Origin of the sequence: Mycobacterium branderi (assembly GCF_010728725.1) — a bacterium.
GTDB lineage: Bacteria > Actinomycetota > Actinomycetes > Mycobacteriales > Mycobacteriaceae > Mycobacterium > Mycobacterium branderi.
Genome location: NZ_AP022606.1, coordinates 3,808,166 through 3,830,203 on the forward strand (window position 1 = coordinate 3,808,166; position 22,038 = coordinate 3,830,203).

The 22,038-nt window shown below is 68.6% G+C and carries 22 protein-coding genes; 15 read left to right on the top strand and 7 right to left on the bottom strand.

Annotated elements, in window-relative coordinates; translation table 11 throughout:
• Positions 1-21 precede the first annotated feature (21 nt).
• The 6 genes from G6N47_RS18585 to G6N47_RS18610 all read left to right on the top strand — a co-directional run bounded on the left by G6N47_RS18585 (position 22) and on the right by G6N47_RS18610 (position 6,736).
• The gene (locus G6N47_RS18585) at positions 22-999 is read left to right on the top strand and encodes a helix-turn-helix transcriptional regulator (protein ID WP_083131923.1); all 978 of its coding nucleotides are present in this window, start codon (positions 22-24) and stop codon (positions 997-999) included.
• A complete protein-coding gene (locus tag G6N47_RS18590) occupies positions 996-1,955 on the top strand; it encodes a helix-turn-helix transcriptional regulator (protein ID WP_083131922.1) in 960 nt (319 codons plus the stop codon). Before G6N47_RS18585 ends, G6N47_RS18590 begins: the two co-directional genes overlap by 4 nt.
• A 29-nt stretch (positions 1,956-1,984) precedes the next feature.
• Positions 1,985-2,215, top strand: a complete 231-nt coding sequence (gene tatA, locus G6N47_RS18595) for a Sec-independent protein translocase subunit TatA (protein ID WP_083131921.1) — start codon at positions 1,985-1,987, stop codon at positions 2,213-2,215.
• Positions 2,216-2,306: 91 nt separating this feature from the next.
• A complete protein-coding gene (tatC, locus tag G6N47_RS18600) occupies positions 2,307-3,203 on the top strand; it encodes a twin-arginine translocase subunit TatC (protein ID WP_276036411.1) in 897 nt (298 codons plus the stop codon).
• A 33-nt stretch (positions 3,204-3,236) separates the two neighbouring features.
• The gene (locus G6N47_RS18605) at positions 3,237-5,948 is read left to right on the top strand and encodes a DEAD/DEAH box helicase (RefSeq protein WP_083131920.1); all 2,712 of its coding nucleotides are present in this window, start codon (positions 3,237-3,239) and stop codon (positions 5,946-5,948) included.
• A gap of 59 nt (positions 5,949-6,007) precedes the next feature.
• Positions 6,008-6,736, top strand: a complete 729-nt coding sequence (locus G6N47_RS18610; RefSeq protein WP_083131919.1) for a DUF4333 domain-containing protein — start codon at positions 6,008-6,010, stop codon at positions 6,734-6,736.
• Position 6,737: 1 nt separating this feature from the next.
• On the opposite strand, the gene G6N47_RS18615 is transcribed toward G6N47_RS18610, so the two are convergent.
• Positions 6,738-7,694: a 5'-3' exonuclease gene (locus G6N47_RS18615; protein ID WP_083131918.1), complete on the bottom strand. Its 957-nt coding sequence runs from the start codon at positions 7,692-7,694 to the stop codon at positions 6,738-6,740.
• A gap of 18 nt (positions 7,695-7,712) precedes the next feature.
• On the opposite strand from G6N47_RS18615, the gene G6N47_RS18620 reads away from it, so the two are divergent.
• Positions 7,713-8,840, top strand: coding sequence for a M24 family metallopeptidase (locus tag G6N47_RS18620; RefSeq protein WP_083131917.1), 1,128 nt, complete (start codon positions 7,713-7,715; stop codon positions 8,838-8,840).
• Positions 8,841-8,871: 31 nt separating this feature from the next.
• On the top strand, positions 8,872-9,546 hold the full coding sequence (locus tag G6N47_RS18625; RefSeq protein WP_083131916.1) for a GNAT family N-acetyltransferase: 675 nt from the start codon (positions 8,872-8,874) through the stop codon (positions 9,544-9,546).
• A 22-nt stretch (positions 9,547-9,568) separates the two neighbouring features.
• On the opposite strand, the gene G6N47_RS18630 is transcribed toward G6N47_RS18625, so the two are convergent.
• Positions 9,569-9,982 (bottom strand): F420-dependent biliverdin reductase, encoded by a 414-nt coding sequence (locus tag G6N47_RS18630; RefSeq protein WP_083131915.1) that lies wholly within the window; start codon positions 9,980-9,982, stop codon positions 9,569-9,571.
• Between the two features lie 35 nt (positions 9,983-10,017).
• Between G6N47_RS18630 and G6N47_RS18635 the strand changes: the two genes are divergently transcribed.
• The 4 genes from G6N47_RS18635 to G6N47_RS18650 all read left to right on the top strand — a co-directional run bounded on the left by G6N47_RS18635 (position 10,018) and on the right by G6N47_RS18650 (position 13,514).
• Positions 10,018-10,767 carry an SDR family NAD(P)-dependent oxidoreductase gene (locus tag G6N47_RS18635; protein WP_083131914.1) on the top strand — a complete coding sequence of 250 codons (750 nt, stop codon included), beginning with the start codon at positions 10,018-10,020 and terminating at the stop codon, positions 10,765-10,767.
• Between the two features lie 94 nt (positions 10,768-10,861).
• A complete protein-coding gene (cbiE, locus tag G6N47_RS18640; RefSeq protein ID WP_083131913.1) occupies positions 10,862-12,037 on the top strand; it encodes a precorrin-6y C5,15-methyltransferase (decarboxylating) subunit CbiE in 1,176 nt (391 codons plus the stop codon).
• Positions 12,034-12,789, top strand: coding sequence for a precorrin-4 C(11)-methyltransferase (gene cobM, locus G6N47_RS18645; RefSeq protein ID WP_083132010.1), 756 nt, complete (start codon positions 12,034-12,036; stop codon positions 12,787-12,789). Before cbiE ends, cobM begins: the two co-directional genes overlap by 4 nt.
• Positions 12,789-13,514 (top strand): cobalt-precorrin-6A reductase, encoded by a 726-nt coding sequence (locus G6N47_RS18650; RefSeq protein ID WP_083131912.1) that lies wholly within the window; start codon positions 12,789-12,791, stop codon positions 13,512-13,514. Before cobM ends, G6N47_RS18650 begins: the two co-directional genes overlap by 1 nt.
• Here G6N47_RS18650 and G6N47_RS18655 read toward each other — a convergent pair.
• Together G6N47_RS18655 and G6N47_RS18660 are read right to left on the bottom strand one after the other, a co-directional pair.
• Positions 13,511-13,795: a type II toxin-antitoxin system RelE family toxin gene (locus tag G6N47_RS18655; RefSeq protein WP_083131911.1), complete on the bottom strand. Its 285-nt coding sequence runs from the start codon at positions 13,793-13,795 to the stop codon at positions 13,511-13,513. The two genes, G6N47_RS18650 and G6N47_RS18655, sit on opposite strands and share 4 nt — an antisense overlap.
• A complete protein-coding gene (locus tag G6N47_RS18660; protein WP_083131910.1) occupies positions 13,792-14,061 on the bottom strand; it encodes a type II toxin-antitoxin system Phd/YefM family antitoxin in 270 nt (89 codons plus the stop codon). The genes G6N47_RS18655 and G6N47_RS18660 overlap by 4 nt, the downstream gene beginning before the upstream one ends.
• 124 nt (positions 14,062-14,185) lie before the next feature.
• Between G6N47_RS18660 and G6N47_RS18665 the strand changes: the two genes are divergently transcribed.
• Positions 14,186-17,338, top strand: a complete 3,153-nt coding sequence (locus G6N47_RS18665; protein WP_083131909.1) for an adenylate/guanylate cyclase domain-containing protein — start codon at positions 14,186-14,188, stop codon at positions 17,336-17,338.
• Entirely contained in the window at positions 17,338-17,856 is a 519-nt protein-coding gene (locus G6N47_RS18670; RefSeq protein ID WP_232080240.1) for a maleylpyruvate isomerase N-terminal domain-containing protein, read from the top strand. The genes G6N47_RS18665 and G6N47_RS18670 overlap by 1 nt, the downstream gene beginning before the upstream one ends.
• 45 nt (positions 17,857-17,901) lie before the next feature.
• Here the strand turns inward: G6N47_RS18670 and G6N47_RS18675 are convergent, their stop codons facing one another.
• The 3 genes from G6N47_RS18675 to cobG are packed head-to-tail and all read right to left on the bottom strand — an operon-like array spanning position 17,902 to position 21,082.
• On the bottom strand, positions 17,902-19,362 hold the full coding sequence (locus G6N47_RS18675) for a precorrin-2 C(20)-methyltransferase (protein ID WP_083131908.1): 1,461 nt from the start codon (positions 19,360-19,362) through the stop codon (positions 17,902-17,904).
• On the bottom strand, positions 19,355-19,969 hold the full coding sequence (locus G6N47_RS18680) for a precorrin-8X methylmutase (protein WP_083131907.1): 615 nt from the start codon (positions 19,967-19,969) through the stop codon (positions 19,355-19,357). Before G6N47_RS18680 ends, G6N47_RS18675 begins: the two co-directional genes overlap by 8 nt.
• Before the next feature lie 9 nt (positions 19,970-19,978).
• Positions 19,979-21,082: a precorrin-3B synthase gene (gene cobG, locus G6N47_RS18685; RefSeq protein WP_083131906.1), complete on the bottom strand. Its 1,104-nt coding sequence runs from the start codon at positions 21,080-21,082 to the stop codon at positions 19,979-19,981.
• Positions 21,083-21,240: 158 nt separating this feature from the next.
• Here cobG and G6N47_RS18690 point away from each other — a divergent pair, with 158 nt between their 5' ends.
• The gene (locus tag G6N47_RS18690; RefSeq protein ID WP_139799498.1) at positions 21,241-22,029 is read left to right on the top strand and encodes an ABC transporter permease; all 789 of its coding nucleotides are present in this window, start codon (positions 21,241-21,243) and stop codon (positions 22,027-22,029) included.
• The last annotated feature ends 9 nt before the right edge of the window (positions 22,030-22,038 follow it).

The following is a 22,038-nucleotide window of genomic DNA, read 5'->3' on the forward strand; positions in this document are numbered from 1 at the left end:
TCGGGCAATTAAGGTGGGCCCGTGGCGACCTCCAAAGTCGAACGGCTGATGAACCTTGTCATCGCGTTGCTGTCGGCGCGCGGGTACCTCACCGCCGAGAAGATCCGGTCCAGCGTCGCCGGCTACGGCGACAGCCCCAGCGACGAAGCGTTCTCGCGGATGTTCGAGCGCGACAAGAACGAGCTGCGCGACCTCGGCATCCCGCTGGAGACCGGCAAGGTGTCGTCGTTCGACCCGGTGGAGGGCTACCGCATCAACCGCGACACATACGCGCTGCCGCCCGTCGAGCTGACCCCCGAGGAGGCCGCCGCGGTGGCGGTCGCCACGCAGCTGTGGGAGTCGCCCGAGCTGGTCACCGCCACGCAGGGCGCGCTGCTCAAGCTGCGCGCCGCCGGCGTGGACGTCGACCCCGATGCTCCGGTGACCATCGCATCGCCGGCCAGACTGGGCGGAGTCCGCGGCTCGGAGGACAGCCTGGGTGCCCTGCTGTCGGCGATCGACGCCGGCCGGGCCGTGCAGTTCCCGCACCGCCCGTCGCGCACCGAGCCGTACACACTTCGCACCGTCGAGCCGTGGGGTGTGGTCACCGAAAAAGGCCGCTGGTATCTGGTCGGGCACGACCGCGACCGCGACGCCACCCGCGTGTTTCGGCTGTCGCGGATCGGCGACCCGGTCACACCGATCGGCCCGCCCGGCGCGGTCAGCCGGCCCGAAGGGGTGAACCTGCGCGCGGTCGTGGCCGAGACGGTGTCCGACACGCCGACCGGTGTGCAGGGGCGGGTGTGGCTGGCCGAGGGCCGTTGCACCGCGCTGCGGCGCGCCGGAAAGGCCGTGGGCCCAAGACAATTGGCGGGCCGGGACGGCGACGTGATCGAACTCGAGATCGGATCCACTGACCGGCTGGCGCGCGAGATCGCCGGCTACGGCGCCGACGCCGTGGTGCTGGAACCGGAGTCGCTGCGCGACGACGTGCTCGCGCGGCTGAGGGCACAGGTATGACCCCCGTGTCGACGCGGCTGGTGCGGCTGCTCAACATGGTGCCGTACTTCCAGGCCAACCCGCGGATCACGCGCGCCGAGGCGGCCGCCGACCTGGGCGTGTCGCTCGAGCAGCTCGACGAAGACCTCAAACAGCTGTGGGTGTGTGGCCTGCCGGGGTACTACCCGGGTGACCTGATCGACTTCGACTTCTCCGGCGACACCATCGAGGTGACGTTCTCGGCGGGCGTGGACAAGCCGCTGCGGCTGTCCTCGCCGGAGGCCACCGTGCTGCTGGTGGCGCTGCGGGCGCTGGCCGACATCCCCGGTGTGGTCGACCCGGAGGCGGCCCGCAGCGCGATCGCCAAGATCGAAACCGCGGCCGGTGTCGCCGCGCGCGGTTCTGGGGCCGTCGACGAGCCGGCGCCGGCCGAGAGCGAGGCCGCGGCCGCCGTGCGCACCGCGGTGCGCACCAACCGCGCGTGTGCGATCGACTATTACGCCGCCTCGCACGACACGCTGTCCACCCGGGTCGTCGACCCGATCCGGGTGGTGCTGGTCGGCGACCACAGCTACCTGGAAGCCTGGTCGCGGGAGGCCGAGGGGGTGCGGCTGTTCCGGTTCGACCGCATCGTCGACGCGCAGGTGCTCGACGAGCCGTCGGCGCCGCCGGAACCCGCGTTGCAGGCCCCGCCGGACACCTCGCTGTTCGACGCCGACCCGTCGCTGCCGTCGGCCACACTGCGGCTGGCGCCGTCGGCGTCGTGGATGTTCGACTACTACCCGATGCGGCTACTGCGCGAGCTGCCCGACGGCTACTGCGAGGCGGCGATGACTTACGCCTCCGACGACTGGATGACCCGCCTGGTGCTGGGGCTGGGGCCGGCGGTGCGGGTGCTGGCGCCCGAGTCGCTGGCCCGGCGGGTACGCGAGGCCGCCGCCGCGGCGCTGGAGGCCTACCAGGCCGCGGCGCGGTAGCATCGGGTGAACGTCTGGAGGTAACCAAAGTGGGCAGTCTTAGTCCGTGGCACTGGCTGATCCTCGCCGTCGTGGTCGTGGTGCTCTTCGGTGCCAAGCGGCTCCCCGACGCGGCGCGTTCGCTAGGCAAGTCGTTGCGAATCTTCAAGTCTGAGGTCCGTGAACTGCAGAACGAGAGCAAGTCGGAATCTCCTACCGGCCCCACATCGGTGCAGTCGGAGCGGGTCGAGCCGCCGGCGACCGACGGACGGTCGAGCTAGCCTGCCGTCGACCCCCGCGTGCGGACACTCCGCACGTGCTGTCTGACTGACCGTGCGCACCACCGGAATCCTGCGGAAGCTCGACCCGCGCATGCGGCGCAGCCGCACCAACCCAGACGGCACGATGTCGCTCGTCGAGCACCTGACCGAGTTGCGCACCCGGCTGCTCATCTCGCTGGGCACCATCGTGCTCACCACGGCGCTGGGATTCGTGTGGTACTCGCATTCGCTGTTCGGGCTGGAAAGCCTCGGCGAGTGGCTGCGCCACCCCTACTGCGCGCTGCCGGCCTCGGCCCGCGCGGACATCAGCGCCGACGGGCAGTGCCGGCTGCTGGCCACCGCGCCGTTCGACCAATTCATGTTGCGGCTCAAGGTCGGGCTGACCGCCGGCATCGTGCTGGCCTGCCCGATGTGGCTCTACCAGCTGTGGGCATTCATCACGCCGGGCCTCTACCGCAAGGAGCGCCGCTTCGCGGTGGCGTTCGTGATTCCGGCCGCGGTGCTGTTCGTCGCCGGCGCGGTCCTGGCTTACCTGGTGTTGTCCAAGGCGTTGCACTTCCTGTTGACCGTCGGAAGCGACGTGCAGGTGACCGCGTTGTCCGGCGACCGGTATTTCGGCTTTTTGATCAACTTGCTGCTGGTGTTCGGGGTCAGCTTCGAATTCCCGCTGCTGATCGTGATGCTGAACCTGGCCGGTGTGCTGAGCTACGCGCGCCTGCGGTCGTGGCGGCGCGGCCTGATCTTCGCGATGTTCTGCTTTGCGGCCATCTTCACGCCCGGGTCCGACCCGTTCTCGATGATGGCGCTCGGGCTGGCGCTGACCCTGCTGCTGGAGTTGGCGATCCAGATCGCCCGCGTGCACGACAAACGCAAGGCGAAGCGTGAAGCGCTGACCGCGATCCCCGACGACGAAGCCTCAACCATCGAGCCGCCGTCGGCGGTGACGGCGCCGTCGAGCATCGCCGGACCCCATGACGACGTCACCTGACCCCCTTTGCCGCCCGCGCGGGGCGGGGACCCGATGAGCGAGTTGGCGCGGTTCACCGCCGAGCTGCCGTTCGGACTCGACCCCTTCCAACAGCAGGCCTGCGCGGCGCTGGAACGCGGTCACGGGGTGCTGGTATGCGCACCGACGGGCGCCGGCAAGACCGTGGTCGGCGAGTTCGCGGTGCACCTGGCGCTGGCCGCCGCCGGCAAATGCTTTTACACCACGCCGCTCAAGGCGCTGAGCAACCAGAAGCACACCGACTTCGTCGCCCGCTACGGCAAGGACCGCATCGGGTTGCTCACCGGCGACCTGTCGGTCAACGCCAACGCGCCGGTGGTGGTGATGACCACCGAAGTGCTGCGCAACATGCTCTACGCCGATTCTCCGCTGCTGCAAGGGCTTTCGCACGTGGTGATGGACGAGGTGCATTTCCTTGCCGACCGGATGCGCGGTGCGGTGTGGGAAGAGGTCATCCTGCATCTGCCCGACGAGGTGCGCCTGGTGAGCCTGTCGGCGACGGTGAGCAACGCCGAGGAGTTCGGCGGCTGGATCCAAACCGTGCGCGGCGACACGGCGGTGGTGGTCGACGAACACCGCCCGGTGCCGCTGTGGCAGCACATGCTGGTCGGCAAACGCCTTTTCGACCTGTTCGACTACGACGCGGCCGGGCGTGAGCCCAAAGTCGACCCAAACCTGGTGCGCCACATCGCGAATCGCCGCGAGGCGGATCGCTTGGCCGACTGGCGACCGCGCCGTGGTCCCGGGCGTCCCACCATGTACCGGCCGCCGTCGCGGCCCGACGTGATCCGTGCGCTGGACTCCGACGGTCTGCTGCCGGCGATCACGTTCGTGTTCTCCCGCGCCGGGTGTGATGCCGCCGTCGCGCAGTGCCTGCGCTCGTCGTTGCGGCTGACCACCGACGAGGACCGGGCCCGGATCGCGGAGGTGATCGACCACCGCTGCGGCGATCTGGCCGACGCCGACTTGGACGTGCTCGGCTACTACGAGTGGCGCGAGGGCCTGCTGCGTGGTCTGGCCGCCCACCACGCCGGGATGCTGCCGATCTTCCGTCACACCGTCGAGGAGCTGTTCACCGCCGGACTGATCAAGGCCGTATTCGCCACTGAGACACTGGCTTTGGGCATCAACATGCCGGCGCGGACCGTGGTGCTGGAGCGGCTGGTCAAGTTCAACGGCGAGCAGCATGTGCCGCTGACACCGGGGGAGTACACCCAGCTGACCGGCCGGGCCGGCCGGCGCGGCATCGACGTCGAAGGCCACGCAGTGGTGATCTGGCATCCCGACATCGAACCGGCGGAAGTCGCCGGGCTGGCATCGACCCGGACGTTCCCGCTGCGCAGTTCGTTTGCGCCGTCGTACAACATGACGATCAACCTGGTGCACCGCATGGGCCCACGACAGGCGCACCGGCTGCTGGAGCAGTCGTTCGCGCAGTACCAAGCCGACCGGTCCGTGGTAGGGCTAGTCCGCGGCATCGAGCGCGGCGAGCGGATGCTCGACGACATCGCCGCCGAGCTCGGCGGAAAGGACGCGCCGATTCTCGACTATGCCCGGCTGCGCGAACAGATTTCGCAACGAGAACGCGCGCAGGCCCGCGCGTCGCGGCTGCAGCGGCGGCAGGCCGCCAACGACGCGCTGGCCGCGCTGCGCCGCGGCGACATCATCACGATCCCGCACGGCCGTCGTAATGGGTTGGCAGTGGTGCTGGAATCCGATAAGGACAGCTCCGACCCGCGGCCCTTGGTGCTTACCGAACATCGCTGGGCGGGCCGGATTTCGTCGGCGGACTACTCGGGCGCGTCGACGCCGGTCGGGTCGATGACGTTGCCCAAGCGGGTCGAGCACCGCCAGCCACGGGTCCGCCGCGATCTGGCGTCGGCATTGCGATCGGCGGCGGCGGGGTTGGCGATCCCGTCTGCCCGCGGCCGCCGCCGGGCCTCGCCATCCGACGACCCGGACGTCGATCCCGAATTGTCAGCGCTGCGCCAGCAGTTGCGGCACCATCCCGCCCACCACGCGCCCGACCGGGAAGCCCGGATGCGGGTCGCCGAGCGGTATCTGCGCATCGAACGCGACAACGCGCAGCTGCAAAAGAAGGTGGCCGCCGCCACCAATTCGCTGGCCCGCACCTTCGACCGGATCGTCGGGTTGCTCACCGAGCGCGGCTTCATCAGAGTTGTTGACGACGATCCGCGGGTCACCGACGACGGCCGACTGCTGGCCCGCATCTACAGCGAAAGCGACCTGCTGGTCGCCGAATGCCTGCGCACCGGCGCGTGGACCGGTCTGCGACCCGCCGAACTGGCCGCGGTGCTCTCGTCGGTGCTCTACGAGTCGCGCGGCGACGGCGGTTCCGGGCCGTCGCGGGAGGCGTTGCCGGCGCCGTTGAGCCAGGCGCTGCATCGGACGCGACGGCTCTCGGCGGCGTTGCGCGCCGACGAGCAGCGGCATCGCATCGCGCTGAGTCGCGAACCCGACGACGGGTTCGTCGCCGCGATCTACCGGTGGGCCGGCAGCGGGGATCTGGCCTCGGCGTTGATGGCTGCGGACGCCGACGGCAGCGGCTCCCCGCTGTCGGCCGGGGATTTCGTGCGCTGGTGCCGTCAGGTCCTCGACCTGCTCGACCAGGTCCGCAACGCCGCCCCGCAACCAGACCTCAGCGTCACCGCGAAACAGGCGATCGACGCCGTTCGGCGTGGCGTCGTCGCAGTTGACGCCGGGTAGGCTGAGGCCGCAGCTACGGTTGCATAGCCAGCACCGCGACTGAGAGGACCGGAAACACGATGAGCGGACCGCAGGGATCTGACCCGAACCAGCCGTGGCAGCCACCGCAGGGCGAGGATCAGCAGTCCGAGCAGCCGACGCAGCAGGCATCGCCCTGGCAACAGCCGTCCGGCGAGCAGCCGACGTGGCAGGCGCCGGCGTATACGCCCACCGAGTACCAGCAGTACCAGCAACCCGGGCAGTACTATCCGCCGTCTCAGCCCTATGCGCAGCCGCCGGCCTACCCGCAGCCCGAGCAGTACGGCGCCCAAACCGGCCAGTACCCGCAGCAGCCGGGTCAGTACCCGGGCCAATACGGACAGCCGGGGCAATACGGCCAGTACCCACCGGGACAGTACGGCCAGTACCCGCAGCAGCCCGGCCAGTACGGGCCGCCGCCGACCGGCGCCAAGCGTTCGCGGGCGGTGATCGGGACGGTCATCGGCGTGTTCGCCGCGATCGTGGTGGGCGTCGTTCTGGTGCTGGGTTTTTGGGCGCCGGGGTTCTTCGTCACCACCAAGCTGGACATCAACAAGGCGCAGGCCGGCGTGCGGCAGATCCTGACCGACGAGACCAACGGCTACGGCGCCAAGAACGTCAAGGACGTCAAATGCAACGACGGTCAAAACCCCGTCGTGAAGAAGGGCGGCACCTTCGACTGCAGCGTCAGCATCGACGGCAGCAAGCGGCAGGTGACGGTGACCTTCCAGGACAACAAGGGCACCTACGAGGTGGGCCGGCCGAAGTAGCTCACCCTGGCAACGAATCCAGCGCTTTCTGCAGCCGCGCGATCGACGACCCGACACCGTAACGCGTCGCGAGGTCGGCCACCCGCGGCGGATCGGCGGCCGTCAGCGGCAGCGCGTCGGATGGTGTTGACAGCGCGACAGGTACGTTGAGGGCCACCCGCACCACCGGGCCGGCGGCCTCGACGTAGTCGGCGGCGTCGCGCAGTTTGCGCCGAAGTCCTTTGGACAGCGACGATTTCGGGTCGTCGACGGCCTTCAGGATCGTTGCCAGCGAGCCGTGCTGGGACAATAGCGTTGCGGCCGTCTTCTCGCCGATCCCCGGCACGCCCGGAAGGCCGTCGGAGGGATCCCCGCGCAGCAATGCCAATTCGGCGTAACCCTCGCCGGCCCGGTCCACCGGGATCCCGTAACGGTCGGCGACCTCGGCGGGGCCCAGCAGCGTCGCATTGGTCAGGCCGCGGCCGAGGTAGAGCACCCGGACCGGGACCGGGTCGTCGCCAACCACCTGCAGCAGGTCCCGATCTCCGCTGACGACGACGACGGGGTCGCGGCGTTCGGCGGCGGCGAGCGTGCCGATCACGTCGTCGGCTTCGAAACCCACCGCGCCGGCCGTGCAGATGCCGAACGCATCGAGGATTTCTTCGATGATCTCCACCTGCGGCGACAACTCGTCAGGCACTTCCTCGACATCGACTTGGCCGTCGGGGTTTTCCTGCTCCACGCGGTGGGCTTTGTACGACGGGATGGCGTCCACCCGGAACTGCGGGCGCCAGTCCAGATCCAGGCACACCACCAGCCGGCGGGGCCGTTGCCGGGTGATCACCAGCGCCATCGAGTCCAGAAAGCCGCGGACGGCGTTCACCGGCCGGCCGTCGGGCGACGTGATCGATGTCGGCACCCCGTAGTAGGAGCGAAACCACATGCTGGCGCCGTCGAGCAGAAGCAGGGGTGCGGGCATGCCCGATATCCTGCCAGCGTGGCCGCGCACCGATTCCCCGCAGACGTCTACGCCCGCCGGCTCGCCGCCGCGGCGGCCGCCACCGCTGAGGCCGGGCTGGCCGGCCTGGTGATCACACCGGGCTACGACCTGCGGTATCTGATCGGTTCGCGGGCGCAGACGTTCGAGCGGCTCACCGCGCTGGTGGTGCCCGCGTCCGGCGACCCGACGGTGGTGGTGCCCCGCCTGGAGCTGGCCGCGCTGAAGGAGTCCGCGGCAGCGGATCTGGGCCTGGCGGTGGCCGATTGGGTCGACGGCGACGACCCCTACCGGCTGGTCGCCGCAGCGCTGGGCGGCACACCGGTGGCGACCGCGGTCACCGATGCGATGCCGGCCCTGCATCTGCTCCCGCTTGCCGACATCCTCGGCGTGGTGCCGGTATTGGCCACCGGCGTGCTGCGCGAGCTGCGAATGATCAAAGACGCGGCCGAGATCGACGCGCTGCGCAAGGCGGGCGCGGCCATCGACCGGGTGCACGCCCGGGTGCCGGATTTCCTGGTGCCCGGCCGAACCGAGGCCGACGTTGCCGCCGACATCGCGAAAGCCATTGTCGACGAAGGACATTCGGAGGTGGCGTTCGTCATCGTGGGCTCCGGACCGCACGGCGCCGACCCGCATCACGAATGCTCGACCCGCGAATTGCGCGCCGGCGACATCGTCGTCGTCGACATCGGCGGCAGCTACGAGCCGGGCTATCATTCCGACTCGACGCGAACCTACAGCCTCGGCGAGCCCAGTGCCGAAGTGGCGCAACACTATTCGGTGCTGCAACACGCGCAGCGGGCGGCGGTCGACGCGGTGCGCCCGGGGGTGACCGCCGAACAGGTGGACGCCGCCGCCCGCGACGTGCTGTCCGCAGCCGGGCTCGGCGAGTATTTCGTGCACCGCACGGGCCACGGCATCGGCTTGTCGGTGCACGAGGAGCCTTACATCGTCGCGGGCAACGACCTGCAGCTCACCGCGGGCATGGCGTTCTCGGTCGAGCCCGGCATCTATTTCCCGGGCCAGTGGGGGGCACGCATCGAGGACATCGTCGTCGTCACCGACAACGGCGCCGAGCCCGTCAACCACCGCCCGCATGAGTTGATCGTGGTGCCGATCGCCTGATCAGCGCCGCGTAACCGTCTACGCTCAGGCGATGACCAATCACGACCGTGCAGCCGCCCGTCGGGAGATCGCCGACGCTCTGCTCAACGCCCTCGAACGCCGGCACGAGGTGCTCGACGCAATTGTGGACGCCGACGACCGGAAGGCCGCCGTCGAAGCGATCGTCGCCCTGTTGGGCACCTCGCATCGGGGCGCCGAGGCCGTGATCGGGATGTCGCTGGAGCAGCTCACCGAGGATTCGCGCAAGAAGATCGCCGCCGAGCTCGAGGATCTGAACAGCCAACTGAGCTTCACGCTGAAGGAGCGGCCGGCCAGCTCGGGCGAAACCCTGGTGCTTCGACCGTTCGCCGGCGAATCCGATCGCGACATCTTCGCTGCGCGGACCCAGGAGGTCGGTACCCACGGCGACGGCTCGGCCGGCCCCGCGGACAACCTCGACGACGAGATCCGCTCGGCGATGGCCCGAATCGACGCTGAGGAGGCGGCGTGGTTCGTCGCGGTCGACGGCGACGAGAAGGTCGGCATGGTGTTCGGCGAACTCATCGGCCACGAAGTGCACGTGCGGATCTGGATTCGGCCCGATTGCCGGCACCGCGGCTACGGGACTGCCGCGCTGGCCAAGTCGCGACCGGAGATGGCCGCGTATTTCCCGGCGGTGCCACTGGTCATTCGCGCGCCGGGCGCCAGGGACGCGCGCACCGGCTAAGGACGGGCCGGCAGACGGACGCTCAGCTTTTGCCGCGGTCCAGCAGATCCGAAGACCCCAGCACCCGCTCCACCTGCACCTCGATGACTACCCGTCGCGGGTTGACCCGCGGCGTGCGGTACCGCTGGGCATAGCGCAGCTCGGCGTCGCGGACGGCGTCGACGTCGCTGTTCACCTTGGCCTTGCCCTCCAGCGACAGCCACCGGGCGCCGTCGACCTGGCTCAGCACCGCGACCCCGCCGCGCTCCGCATTGACCGCCTTCTGCGAGCCGCCGGTGGTGATCACCCGCGCGATGTGCGTCTTGGGGTCGAAGGTGAAACCCACCGCCACCACATGCGGCGAATTGTCGGCGCGCAGCGTGGTCAACATGGCCAGATGGCGTTCGGTGAGAAACGCCAGCGCGTCCTGGGTGAGCCGGGTGGTGGTATTCGCCATCGCTGCTCACGCTAGCGCAGGCCATAATCGCAGCCGTGGACGACACGGGTGGCCGGCCAGTGGTGATTTTCGGTGGCCGCAGCGAGATCGGTGTCGAGCTCGCCCTGCGGCTGGCACCCGGCGCGACGGTGGTGCTGGCGGCGCGCAAAGCCGACCAGCTCGCCGATCAGGTGTCGATGGTGCGCGCCGCCGGGGCAGTGGCCGTGCACACCTGCGAGTTCGACGCCGACGACCTGGACACCCACGGACCGCTGGTCGCCTCGATCATCGACGCACACGGGCCGATCGGCACCGCAGTGCTGGCGTTCGGGATCCTCGGCGATCAGGCCCGCGCCGAGACCGACGCCGCGCACGCGGTGGCGATCGTGCACACCGACTACGTCGCGCAGGTCAGCTTGCTGACCCACCTTGCCGCGGCCATGCGGGCCGCCCGAGGCGGTTCGCTGGTGGTGTTCTCGTCGATCGCCGGGGCGCGGGTGCGCCGCGCCAACTACGTGTACGGCTCGGCCAAGGCGGGTCTGGACGGCTTCGCCAGTGGACTGGCCGACGCACTGCACGGCACCGGGGTGCGGCTGCTGATTGTTCGGCCCGGCTTCGTGATCGGCAGGATGACGCAGGGCATGACACCCGCCCCGCTGCCGACCACCCCGGCGCGGGTCGCCGACGCGACCGCGCGTGCGCTGGCCAAGGGCCGACGCTCGGTGTGGGCGCCGCGGGCATTGGGGCCGGCGTCTATGGTGATGCGGATGCTGCCGCAGTTCGTTTGGCGTCGGATGCCGCGATGATCCGCGCCGGCGCCGATATACAGTGCAGCGATGGGGTGGGGGTACTCCCCTACCTGCGGTGTGGGCCCACCCGCTGCGGGGGAAAGCGGCGCCAATGATTGTCGTGGTCGGCATCGGCGCCGACGGGATGGCCGGGCTGTCGGAGGCGTCGTCGTCTGAATTGCGCAGGGCCGCAGTAATTTACGGGTCGAGGCGGCAACTCGATCTGCTCGACGACTCCGTACCGGCGGAGCGTCGGGAGTGGCCGTCGCCGTTGCTGCCCGCGTTGCGCGGCTTGCCCGACGAACCGACCGACGTGCACGTGCTGGCCAGCGGTGACCCGCTGCTGCACGGCATCGGCGGCACGCTGATCCGGTTGTTCGGGGCCGAGTCGGTCACCGTCATGCCGCATGTGTCGGCCGTGACACTGGCGTGCGCGCGAATGGGATGGAGCGTGCAGGACACCGAGGTGATCAGCCTGGTCAACGCCGCCCCGCACACCGCGGTGCGCCGCGGTGGACGGGCGATCGTGCTGTCACGCGACGCCGGCACGCCGGCGGCGCTGGCCGACCTGCTCACCGAATATGGCCGCGGCGACTCGGAATTCAGTGTGCTCGAACAGCTGGGCGGGCCGGGGGAGCGTTGCCGGCACAGCACGGCCTGCGGCTGGGCGGCCGGCCCACCCGACGACGTCGACGGCATCAACGTCATCGCGGTCCGCTACCTGCCCGACGAACAGATGTCAGCCGCGCTACCCGAGGATGCGTTCAGCCACGACGGGCAGATCACCAAGCAGGGGATCCGCGCGGTGACGTTGTCGGCGCTGGCGCCGCGGCCCGGTCAGCGGCTGTGGGACGTCGGGTCGGGTTCGGGAAGTATCGCGGTGGAATGGGCGCGCAGCGGGAAAGGTTGCAGTGCAGTCGCTTTCGAGCGCGATGAGGCCCGTCGCGGGCGCATCATTCGCAACGCGGCGGCTTTCGGGGCCGACATCGACGTGCGCGGTGCGGCGCCGGAGGCGTTCGCCGGCGCCGCGGCGCCGTCGGCGGTGTTCATTGGCGGCGGCCTGACCCAGCGCGGCGTGCTCGAAGCCTGCCTGGAAAACCTGCCCTCCGGCGGACGGCTGGTCGCCAATGCCGTCACCGCGGAGGCGGAAGCTGTTCTGTTGCAAGCGCATTCCATTCTCGGCGGGGAGCTCCAGCGCTTCCAGCACTATCGGGGCGAGCCGCTGGGCAGTTTCACGGGTTGGCGTCCAGCGCTGCCTGTCACCCAATGGGCGATGGTCAAGCCATGACGGTGTATTTCATCGGGGCCGGCCCGGGTGCCGCGGATCTGATCACCGTGCGCGGGCAGCGGCTGCTGAGCCGTTGCCCGGTCTGCCTGTACGCCGGCTCGATCATGCCCGACGACCTGTTGGCGTTGTGCCCGTCCGACGCGCGGGTGGTCGACACCGGCCCGCTGACGCTGGACCAGATCGTCGCCGAGCTCGCTTCTGCCGACGCAGCCGGCCAGGACGTCGCGCGGCTGCATTGCGGTGACCCGTCGCTCTACAGTGCGCTAGCCGAGCAGTGCCGGCGCCTCGACACCCTGGGAATCGAGTACGAAATCGTGCCCGGCGTCCCGGCTTTCGCCGCCGCCGCGGCCGCGCTGGGCCGCGAGCTGACCGTGCCCGGGGTGGCGCAGACGGTGACGCTGACCCGGGTCGCCACGTTGTCGACGGCGATGCCGCCCGGGGAGGACCTCGCAACGCTGGCGCGTTCGGGCGGTACTTTGGTGCTGCACCTGGCCGCCGCGCAGATCGACGCGATCGTCCCGCAGCTGCTGGCCGGCGGCTATCGCGCCGAAACACCCACGGCTGTCGTCGCTTTCGCGAGTTGGCCTCAGCAGACAGTGCTCCGGGGAACGCTGGCCGACATCGCCGAGCAGATGCACAACGCCGCAATCACCAAGACCGCCGTGATTTTCGTCGGCGACGTGCTGGCCGCCGCGGGGTTCACCGACAGCTACCTGTATTCGACTGGCCGTGTGCGGGGAAGCAGGCACTGATGCGGGTGTTGCTGCTCGGCGGCACCGGCGAGGCCCGCGCGTTGGCGGCCCGGCTGCACCCGGACATCGAGGTGATCAGCTCGCTGGCGGGTCGTGTGCCCGATCCGGCGCTGCCCGTCGGGCCGGTGCGCATCGGTGGCTTCGGCGGCATCGACGGCCTGCGAAAGTGGTTGCGCGACGAGAGAATCGACGCCGTCGTCGACGCCACCCACCCCTTCGCGGCGACCATCACCGCAAACGCCGCGTCAGCGTGCCGCCAGTTGGGGCTGCCATATCTGGTGCTGGCCCGTCCGGCGTGGGAACCAGGTGATGCCATCGTGGTGGCGTCGGATACCGAGGCAGCTGAAGTGATTGTGCGTCACGGGTTTTCGCGGGTATTCCTCACCACTGGCAGGTCGGGGGTCAAAGCTTTCGCCGACGCCGACGCCTGGTTTTTGATCCGCGCGGTCACCGCACCCGACGGCGATCTGTTGCCGCGTCGCCACCAGTTGGTGTTGTCCCGCGGGCCGTATCGCTACGAGGGGGAGTACACGCTGCTGCGTGAGCACCGCATCGATGCGCTCGTGACCAAGAACAGCGGGGGACAGATGACCCGGGCGAAGCTTGACGCCGCCGCGGCACTGGACATCCCGGTGGTGATGGTGGAGCGCCCGCCGTTACCAGCCGGGGTAGCGACAGTGGCCACCGTCGACGAAGCGGCTGAATGGGTTGCTAACGCGGGCTAGTGGGTTTGCAGCCGGTACACGTCACTACGGCGTGCGATGTGCAGAATCGCGATCCGGCGGTTGCGGTCGTCGATGAGGTAGATGACGCGGTAGTCGCCGCGACGAGCCGAGCGCAGACCCGCAAGGTCGTTACGCAGCGGTTTGCCCAACCTGTGGGGGTTCTCGACGAGAGAGCCGAAGATGAATTCGACGCACGCGGCGGCCGCTTTCTCGGGTAAGCGCTTAAGGTCACACGCAGCGGTCGCCGTGATGGCGACGTGGTAGTGATCGTCGTCGCTCACCGGGCGGTGTAGCGGCTGCGGATCTCGTCATTGCTGACAAAATGTCCGGCTGCCACATCCGCGAAACCCTGTTGAATCGCATCCACGGCGCCCGGTGTGCGCAACACCTCGAGTGTTTCTTCGATGGACGCGAGTTCGTCAGCAGAAATCAGTACCGCGGCGGGATGCCCATGCCGCGTGATCGTGACGCGCTCGTGCGTCCGCTCAACGTCGGCGACGTATTCCGAAAGATGATTGCGTGCCTCACCCAGTGGAACAGTCGCCATGGGGCGAGTATAGCCAAAAGTATGTACAAATGGTCCACAGAGTTTTCCCAGCGTAGGGCAGTGCGGGGTGTCACCATAACCGGGTGAGCGGCAACGGGGGGCTCGCGATGGCCGAGGCGGTTCCATGACGGCCGCGGATTCGGCCTGCCCTGCTTGCGGCACAGCGCTGAGCGTCAACGCAAAGTTCTGTCATGAGTGCGGGTCGCCGCTGACTGCTCGGACTGGCGCCGCGGAGTACAAGCAAGTGACGGTGTTGTTCGCCGATGTGGTGCGATCAATGGATATCGCTGCTGCCGTGGGCGCCGAGCGGCTCCGCGAGATCATGACCGCGCTCGTCCATCGTGCGTCGACGGTCGTGCGGCGCTACGGCGGCACCGTCGACAAATTCACCGGCGACGGGATCATGGCGATCTTCGGGGCCCCGGTGTCCTTGGAGGACCATGCTGTTCGTGCCTGTGCAGCTGCCCTGGAAATCCAGGGAGAAGCCAGGCACTTAGCCGCCGAGGTGGAGGCGAAAGATGCTCTGGCGCTGCAGCTGCGAATAGGTCTGAACTCCGGCGAGGTGATTGCCGGTGAGATCGGTTCGGGTGCTATGGGTTACACCGCGGTGGGAGTTCACGTCGGTATGGCTCAGCGGATGGAATCCGCGGCGCCTCCCGGCGGCGTGATGCTCAGTGCGTCCACTGCGCGGCTCGCCGAGAACGTCGCCGTCCTCGCGGACCCAGAACTGGTAACCATCAAGGGCGCCGCCGATCCGGTGTCGGCACGCCGACTTGTGGCACTGGCGGCACCCCGCGAGCGTATTGGTCCGCACGCCTCGACACTGGTGGGCCGCGAGTGGGAACTTGCCGCTCTGACGGCGATGCTGAATCGTTCGACAACAGGCCATGGCTGTGTCGCCGCGGTAGTCGGTCCGCCCGGCATCGGCAAGAGCCGCATCGTCGCCGAAACGAGCTCCGTTGCGGATAGCCAGGGCGTGCAAGTCTTTTGGACATACTGCGAGTCTCATACCAGCGAGGTCGCATTCCACGCGGTGACCCGGCTACTGCGGGCGGTGTTGGGAACGGCGGATCTCGACGATGCGACGGCGCGGGCCACGGTTCGAAGCCAACTGCCGGATGCCGATCCCGCGGATCTTGTACTCCTCGACGACCTGCTCGGCATCCGCGATCCTGCAACCGATCTGGCTGATATCGCGCCCGATGCTCGTCGGCGCAGGCTGACGGCGCTGATGATTACGGCCGCGTTGACCCGCTCGACACCGCGTGTCTACGTTATCGAGGACGCGCACTGGATCGATCAGGCGAGCGAATCCATGCTTGCCGATTTCCTCGCGGTGGTTCCGCGGACTCGCTCACTGGTACTGATCACATACCGGCCCGAATACAGCGGCGAGCTCACTAGGGCCCCGGCCGGGCAAGTGATTGCGCTTGCCCCACTGGACGATTCGCAAACTTTGGTGTTGATCGAGGAGTTACTGGGGTCGGACCCTTCGGTTGCCGCACTGGCCGACCAGATCGCTGAGCGGGTCGCCGGAAACCCGTTTTTCGCCGAGCAGATCATCCGTGATCTTGCCGATCGAGGCGTGGTCACCGGCGGGCCCGGGGCATATGTATGTGTGGATGAGCACGGCGAAGTGCACGTGCCGGCCAGCCTGCATGCGGCCATAGCCGCGCGGATCGACCGCCTGGACGCGACAGCGAAACGCACCCTGAACGCAGCCGCGGTGATCGGGTCGTTCGATGCGGAGCTTCTCACCACGGTGGGCGCTGATCCGAACCTCGAAACGCTGGTCAAGGCAGAGCTTGTCGACCAGGTCAAGTTCAGCCCGTGCGCCGAGTATGCATTTCGCCATCCGCTCATCCGCTCGGTGGCCTACGAATCACAGCTCAAATCGGACCGTGCCGAGTTGCACCGAAAGTTGGCCGCAGCCATCGAGCAGACCGACGAAAATGCGTCACTGATTGCCGAGCATCTTGAAGCCGCCGGGGACCTACACGAAGCGTTCAGTTGGCACATGCGTGCCGGCACGTGGTTGCGGGCGTACCGCGACATTGCTGCGGCCTGGACCAGCTGGCAGCGAGCACGCCGGATAGCCGACCGGCTGCCCGCCGACGATCCCGATCGCGCCGCAATGCGCATCGCACCCCGGGCCCGGCTGTGCGCAACCGCCTGGCGCGCAGGAGGCGACATCGCCGACACCGGATTCGACGAACTCCGGACCATGGCTGCCGAGGCTGATGACAAAGTGTCACTTGCAATCGGTATGGCCGGCCAAATACAGGCACTCACTGGCCACGAGCGCTTTCACGAAGCGTCGCAGCTGTCCGGCGAACTCGAACCATTGCTGGAGTCGATTGCCGACCCATCGCTGACGGTCGCACTGCTGTGGATGGCATTGACCCCAAAAATGAGAGTGGGCGAGGTAACCGAATGCGTGCGGTTGGCGCAGCGCGTGATTGACCTGGCCGACGGCGATTTCCACATGGGAGATCTCATCATCGAAACCCCGCTGATATGGGCGCTGATGACACAAGCCGTCGCACGGGCGTGTCTGGGGCAGCCGGCATGGAAGCACCAAATGCAACAGGCTGCGGCAATATGCCGCGAGGTCCAGCCCGGCGGCCGCGCCGTATTCGACTTGCTCGTCTACAACTTCGGGACACTGCATGGGCTGCTGCGCAACGACACCCCGCTCCTGCAGGACTCCGCGGAGACGCTCAACCGGGCGGAACAGCGCGGCGACGATTTCGCGTTGACGGCTGCCCGCCTTCTGCGTGGCCTCATCCTTGCTCAATCGGAAGAGCCGCAACGTAGCGATGGCTTCCACCTACTCGCCATGGCTCGTCATGCCATCTTGGAGAAGCGTTTCATGATGGGCGAGGTGCATGCGATCGAATTGGAAACTGCAAAGCAAAGGGCACGTACGGGAGATCATGACGGAGCTACCGAGATTCTGCGTGCCCTGGTCGACCACGAAATCGCCACTGGCTCACTGATTTATCGAGGAGCAGCAGTTGCCGCTTTAGTCGAGACATTGTTGCAACGCGGTACCCAAGCCGACCTACAGGAAGCGCAGTCGGCGATCGAGCGGTTGGCGGCGGTGCCCGTCGAGCCCGGTTTCGTGCTCTATGACGTGGCACTGCTACGACTGCGTGCGCTACTGGCAAAGGCCCGCGGCGACGACGGTACCTATCGCGATTTCGTCGATCGCTACCGGGCCATGGCCACATCGCTTGGCTTCGAAGGCCATATCGCAGTGGCCGAGGCGATGTAGTGGATACCAAACCCGGCCGGCTGCATTTGGCGGTGTGCCGACGCTTCGGTGACCCGGTCCGGTCGGCCGACGGGAAGTGGGACCGCCCAACCCCGTGCAACGCCTGGGACGCGCGCGGAGTGCTCGAGCATGTGATCGGCTTTCACGACGTGTTGCTGCTTCGGCCGCTCGGACTGAAGCCGCAGCGTCCCCGCCACGACCCACAGCGGCGCTGGGAGTTGACCGTCGACCGGTTGAAGGAGGCGTTGGACCGTGAGTGGGTCATCGACGTGCCATTGCCACACCTCACCCGAGACGTGCTGGTGCACACTTGGGATCTGGCGCGTGCAGTCGGCGCCGACGACCGGCTCGATCCCGGCTGGTGCACAATGTTTTTCGAGGGGCTGCCCGAAAACTCCAGTGGATCAGGGATGTTCGCCGCCCCTGTCGCCGTCGACGACGACGCGGACATCCAGTCGAAGCTGCTGGCCCGCCTTGGTCGCGACCCGTCCTGGCAACCGCCGAATGGCCACTTATGACACGCTATTTCGCAAAAAGCGTGTCATAAGTGGCCATTCGGTGGCCTAAGAAGGATATCGGCGCGGGGTGAACACGCGATCCGCATACCACTGCGTTTGCGACGAGCCGACGATCAGCAGACAGCGCATGTCGACGTCGGCCGGGTCCAGATCGGCCAACCGCACCACCGTCACCCGCTCGTCCGGTCCGGACACGTCGCGGCCGATCACCACCGGGGTGCCGGGATCGCGATGCTCCAGCAGCAGATCCCGCATCGCCGCGACCTGCCAGGTCCGGCTCTTCGACGCCGGGTTGTAGATCGCCAGCACCATGTCGGCGGCGGCCGCGGCGGAAAGCCGTGTGGCGATGACGTCCCACGGCTTGAGCCGGTCCGACAGCGAGATCACCGCGTAGTCGTGACCCAGCGGCGCGCCGACCCGGCTGGCCACCGCCTGCGCCGCGGTCATCGCCGGAATCACCCGCACCGACACGCCCGGCCACTGCTTGGCCTCCTCCAGCACAGCGGTCGCCATCGCGAACACACCGGGATCACCCGACGACACCACCGCCACCGCGCGGCCCTGCTCCGCCAAAGTGCACGCCAGTCGGGCCCGCATGACCTCGTCGGTGTTGTCGCTGGCATGACGGCGCTGCCCGTCCCGGACCGGTACGCGATCCAGATACGGGCCGTAGCCGATCAGGTCGGTCGCCGCGGCCAGCTCGCGGCGGCATTCCGGCGTCATCCAGTCGAACCGCCCGGGGCCCAGACCCACCACCGCCACGCCGCCGCACCGTGACTCGCGGCGTCGCCCGCCCGGCACCATGGCCAGCGAGAAATAGGGCACGCTGGTCTCGTCGACCGTACCGGCGGGCAATACCCGTTGGCTCGCAGTGCTGGCCCGCTCCACGTACAACGCATCGTCGAGTTGCCCCGACATCGAAAGCGCTTCTCGGACAGCAGGATACGAGCGGCCCAGCTTCAAGACCACCGCGGCGTCGGCCTCGGAAAGCCGGCGGGCCAGCTCGGGGACCGGCAGCGTGCCCGGCAGCACCGAGAGCACCTCGTCGCCTGCCACCAGCGGTGTCCCGATCGCCGCCGACGCCGCGCTCACCGACGTCACCCCCGGCACGATCACCGCGTCGAACCGCTCGGTCAACCGGGTGTGCAGATGCATGTAGGAGCTGTAGAACAGCGGATCGCCCTCGGCCAGCAGCGCCACGTCGCGCCCGGCGTCCAGGTGCGCGGCGATCCGGGCCGTGGCTTCGGCGTAGAAATCCTCGATCGCCCCGGCATACCCGCCGGGATGATCGGTGGTCTCGGTGGTGACCGGATAAACCAGGTGTTCCTCAATCTGGCCGGGCCGCAGGTAAGCCGAGGCGATCCCGCGGGCGATGCTGCGGCCGTGCCGCGCACTGTGATAGGCCACCACGTCCGCCTGCCCGATCACCCGCGCGGCCTTGACGGTCACCAGCTCAGGATCGCCGGGTCCCAGACCGACGCCGAAAAGCGTGCCCCGCCTAGGCATTACCGGCCGCGATCGCGTTGACGGCGGCGGCGGCCATCGCGCTACCGCCGCGACGGCCCCGCACCACCAGATACGACATGCCGCGCGGACGCTCGATCAGCTCCTGCTTGGACTGCGCAGACCCGACGAAGCCGACCGGCCCGCCCAGCACCGCGGCCGGCACCGGCGCGCCCTCGTCGACGAGCTCGAGTAACCGAAACAGCGCGGTGGGCGCGTTGCCGATCGCGACCACCGCCCCGCCCAGTCGATCCGCCCACAGCTCCACTCCGGCAGCCGAGCGCGTCGTCGCCCGCTCGGCGGCAAGCTTCGCGGCGCGGGGGTCGGCCACCAGCGACACGACCGGTCCGGGCGCCTTGGTGATCCCGGCGGCCACCATCGACGAGTCGCACAGCACCGGGGCGCCGCCGGCCAGCGCTGCGCCGGCCCGGGCGACCACGTCGTCGGTATAGGCCACATGCTCGGCCAGGTCGACTTGGCCGCAGGTGTGGATCAGCCGCACCACCACCTGTTCGACGTCGGCGGGGAACCGGGTCAGGTCCGCTTCGGCCCGGATGGTCGCGAACGACTGCCGGTAGATCTCGTGGGCGTCGCGCAGGTAGTCGAGCACCCGCTCACCTTAAGGCCTGGTCTGCAACCGGTAGCCGTCGCCAGTAGCGACCAGCACCTGGCCGACGGGCGGGCTGCCGCACGCCCGCTCACAGCCGACGAAATGCCGCCTGATGTCCGCCTCGCCCGCCTGCACTGCCGCGGCGGCGTCGGCGCGCACATCAGCGGCCGAATGCGCGCAGCCAGGGCTGCCGGTGCAGGCGCTGACCAAAAGCCACAGCGAGGCCTCGTCGAACACCAGGCCCAGCGGTGCCAGCACCCGCAGCGCCGCATCTGCCACCGCCTCGTCGAGGTCGCAGATCAGCACCGAGCGCCACGGCGTGACCACCAGCGGCGCCCCGATCGCGGCCAGATATTCCGCGACGCGGGCCGCCAAAACCCCCAGCGGCACGACGGCGCCCAGCGCCACCCGGCCGTCGTCCTGCGAAATCCAGCCCACTGGGGGTGTAGTGACGGGCGTGTGCCGCAAGCCGAGTCCGGAGCCAGGCACCAGCACCCGCGGATCAGCCAATTCGACTACGCGCCACGCCTTTCCGCGCGTCTCGACAAACCGCACCGCAACCGCGACCAGTCTGTCCACAACCTCGCCGGCCTCAAGCCGGACACCGGTGTCGCGGCCGGCCAGCAGCAGCGCCGCGCCGCCCTCGAGCACGTGCACGCCGACGTCGGCGCCCAACCCCGACACGTCGCCACGGCCGTCGTCGATGCTGAACCAGAACCGCCCCGGCAGCGACGCCAGCGCCGGTTGGGCCTGGATCGCGGCGTCCAGCTCGCTGACCCACCCGCGCACATCGGCCGCACCGCCCACCCGGCCGGACAACGCCGACGCGACGACGTTGCGGACCCGCTCGTGGGTCGCCGACGGCAGCAAGCCGGCCTCGGCCACCGCCTCGGCGACCGCCGCGGTATCGGTGATCCCGCGGATTTGCACGTTTCCGCGAGCGGTCAGCTCGAGTGTGCCTGAGCCGAACCTGCTGGACGCGGCGGCCAGCGCCGCCAACTGGGCGGCGCTGATCGTCCCGCCGGGCAGCCGCACCCGCGCCAGCGCGCCGTCGGCCGCCTGATGCACCTGCAGCGCACCCGGACAGGCATCGGTGTGGCGGGATCTCTGCACGTGTTCACGGTACGGGGTTGCTTTCAGGCCAGTGATCGAGATTGGCTCACCCAGCGGAAAACCCTTACCCGATCTGATCTTCGGCGCATAACGTCTGGGGCCGCAACCATGCGTTGCGTCGTATCTGCTTGTGCCCCAACCATGAGGACGTCGACACCGTGAGCATCGCAACAGCGCCGATCGGCACACGGGTGTGGGCGCGTCGCAAATGGGAAATTCTGCGCTTAGCGTCGCCCGTGGCGCTTGTGGTGCTCTGGCAGCTGGGTAGCGCCATCGGCGTCATACCCGAGGATGTGTTGCCCGCTCCCTCGCTGATCGCCGAGGCCGGCGTGGAACTGCTCGACAACGGGCAGCTCGCCGACGCGCTACAGGTGTCCGGAACGCGGGTCGTCGAGGGTCTGCTGCTGGGCGGGCTGGTCGGAATCGCCGTGGGCTCAGCGGTTGGCCTGTCCCGTTGGTTCGAGTCGACCGTCGACCCGCCCATGCAGATGCTGCGTGCGCTGCCGCATCTGGGACTGATCCCCCTGCTCATCCTGTGGTTCGGGATCGGCGAGCTGCCCAAAGTGCTGCTCGTTGCATTGGGTGCTGCTTTCCCGCTCTACCTCAACAGCTTTGCAGCGATTCGCCAGGTAGACCCGAAGCTGCTCGAAGCCGCTCAGGTGCTTGGCTTTTCGTTCTGGCAACGGTTCGGCCGGATCATCGTCCCCAGCGCAGCGCCCCTGGTGCTGGTGGGCTTGCGGCAATCGCTGGCGATCGCCTGGCTGACATTGGTTGTCGCCGAACAGATCAACGCCGACAAGGGGATCGGCTTTCTGATCAACAACGCCCGAGACTTCCTGCGCATCGACATCATCATCTTCGGACTGATCGTCTACGCGCTGCTTGGCATCGTCACCGACGCAATCGTCCGGGTCTTCGAACACCGCGCCCTGCGGTATCGACAGTGAAAGGCCAAC

Coding starts and splice junctions, on each gene's coding strand:
- G6N47_RS18605 (WP_083131920.1), top strand. CDS start 3,237: ATGAGCGAGTTGGCGCGGTTCACCGCCGAGCTGCCGTTCGGACTCGAC.
- cobM (WP_083132010.1), top strand. CDS start 12,034: ATGACGGTGTATTTCATCGGGGCCGGCCCGGGTGCCGCGGATCTGATC.
- G6N47_RS18625 (WP_083131916.1), top strand. CDS start 8,872: ATGACCAATCACGACCGTGCAGCCGCCCGTCGGGAGATCGCCGACGCT.
- G6N47_RS18660 (WP_083131910.1), bottom strand. CDS start 14,061: ATGGCGACTGTTCCACTGGGTGAGGCACGCAATCATCTTTCGGAATAC.
- G6N47_RS18590 (WP_083131922.1), top strand. CDS start 996: ATGACCCCCGTGTCGACGCGGCTGGTGCGGCTGCTCAACATGGTGCCG.
- G6N47_RS18630 (WP_083131915.1), bottom strand. CDS start 9,982: ATGGCGAATACCACCACCCGGCTCACCCAGGACGCGCTGGCGTTTCTC.
- G6N47_RS18665 (WP_083131909.1), top strand. CDS start 14,186: ATGACGGCCGCGGATTCGGCCTGCCCTGCTTGCGGCACAGCGCTGAGC.
- G6N47_RS18615 (WP_083131918.1), bottom strand. CDS start 7,694: ATGCCCGCACCCCTGCTTCTGCTCGACGGCGCCAGCATGTGGTTTCGC.
- tatC (WP_276036411.1), top strand. CDS start 2,307: ATGCGGCGCAGCCGCACCAACCCAGACGGCACGATGTCGCTCGTCGAG.
- cbiE (WP_083131913.1), top strand. CDS start 10,862: ATGATTGTCGTGGTCGGCATCGGCGCCGACGGGATGGCCGGGCTGTCG.
- G6N47_RS18650 (WP_083131912.1), top strand. CDS start 12,789: ATGCGGGTGTTGCTGCTCGGCGGCACCGGCGAGGCCCGCGCGTTGGCG.
- G6N47_RS18675 (WP_083131908.1), bottom strand. CDS start 19,362: ATGCCTAGGCGGGGCACGCTTTTCGGCGTCGGTCTGGGACCCGGCGAT.
- G6N47_RS18610 (WP_083131919.1), top strand. CDS start 6,008: ATGAGCGGACCGCAGGGATCTGACCCGAACCAGCCGTGGCAGCCACCG.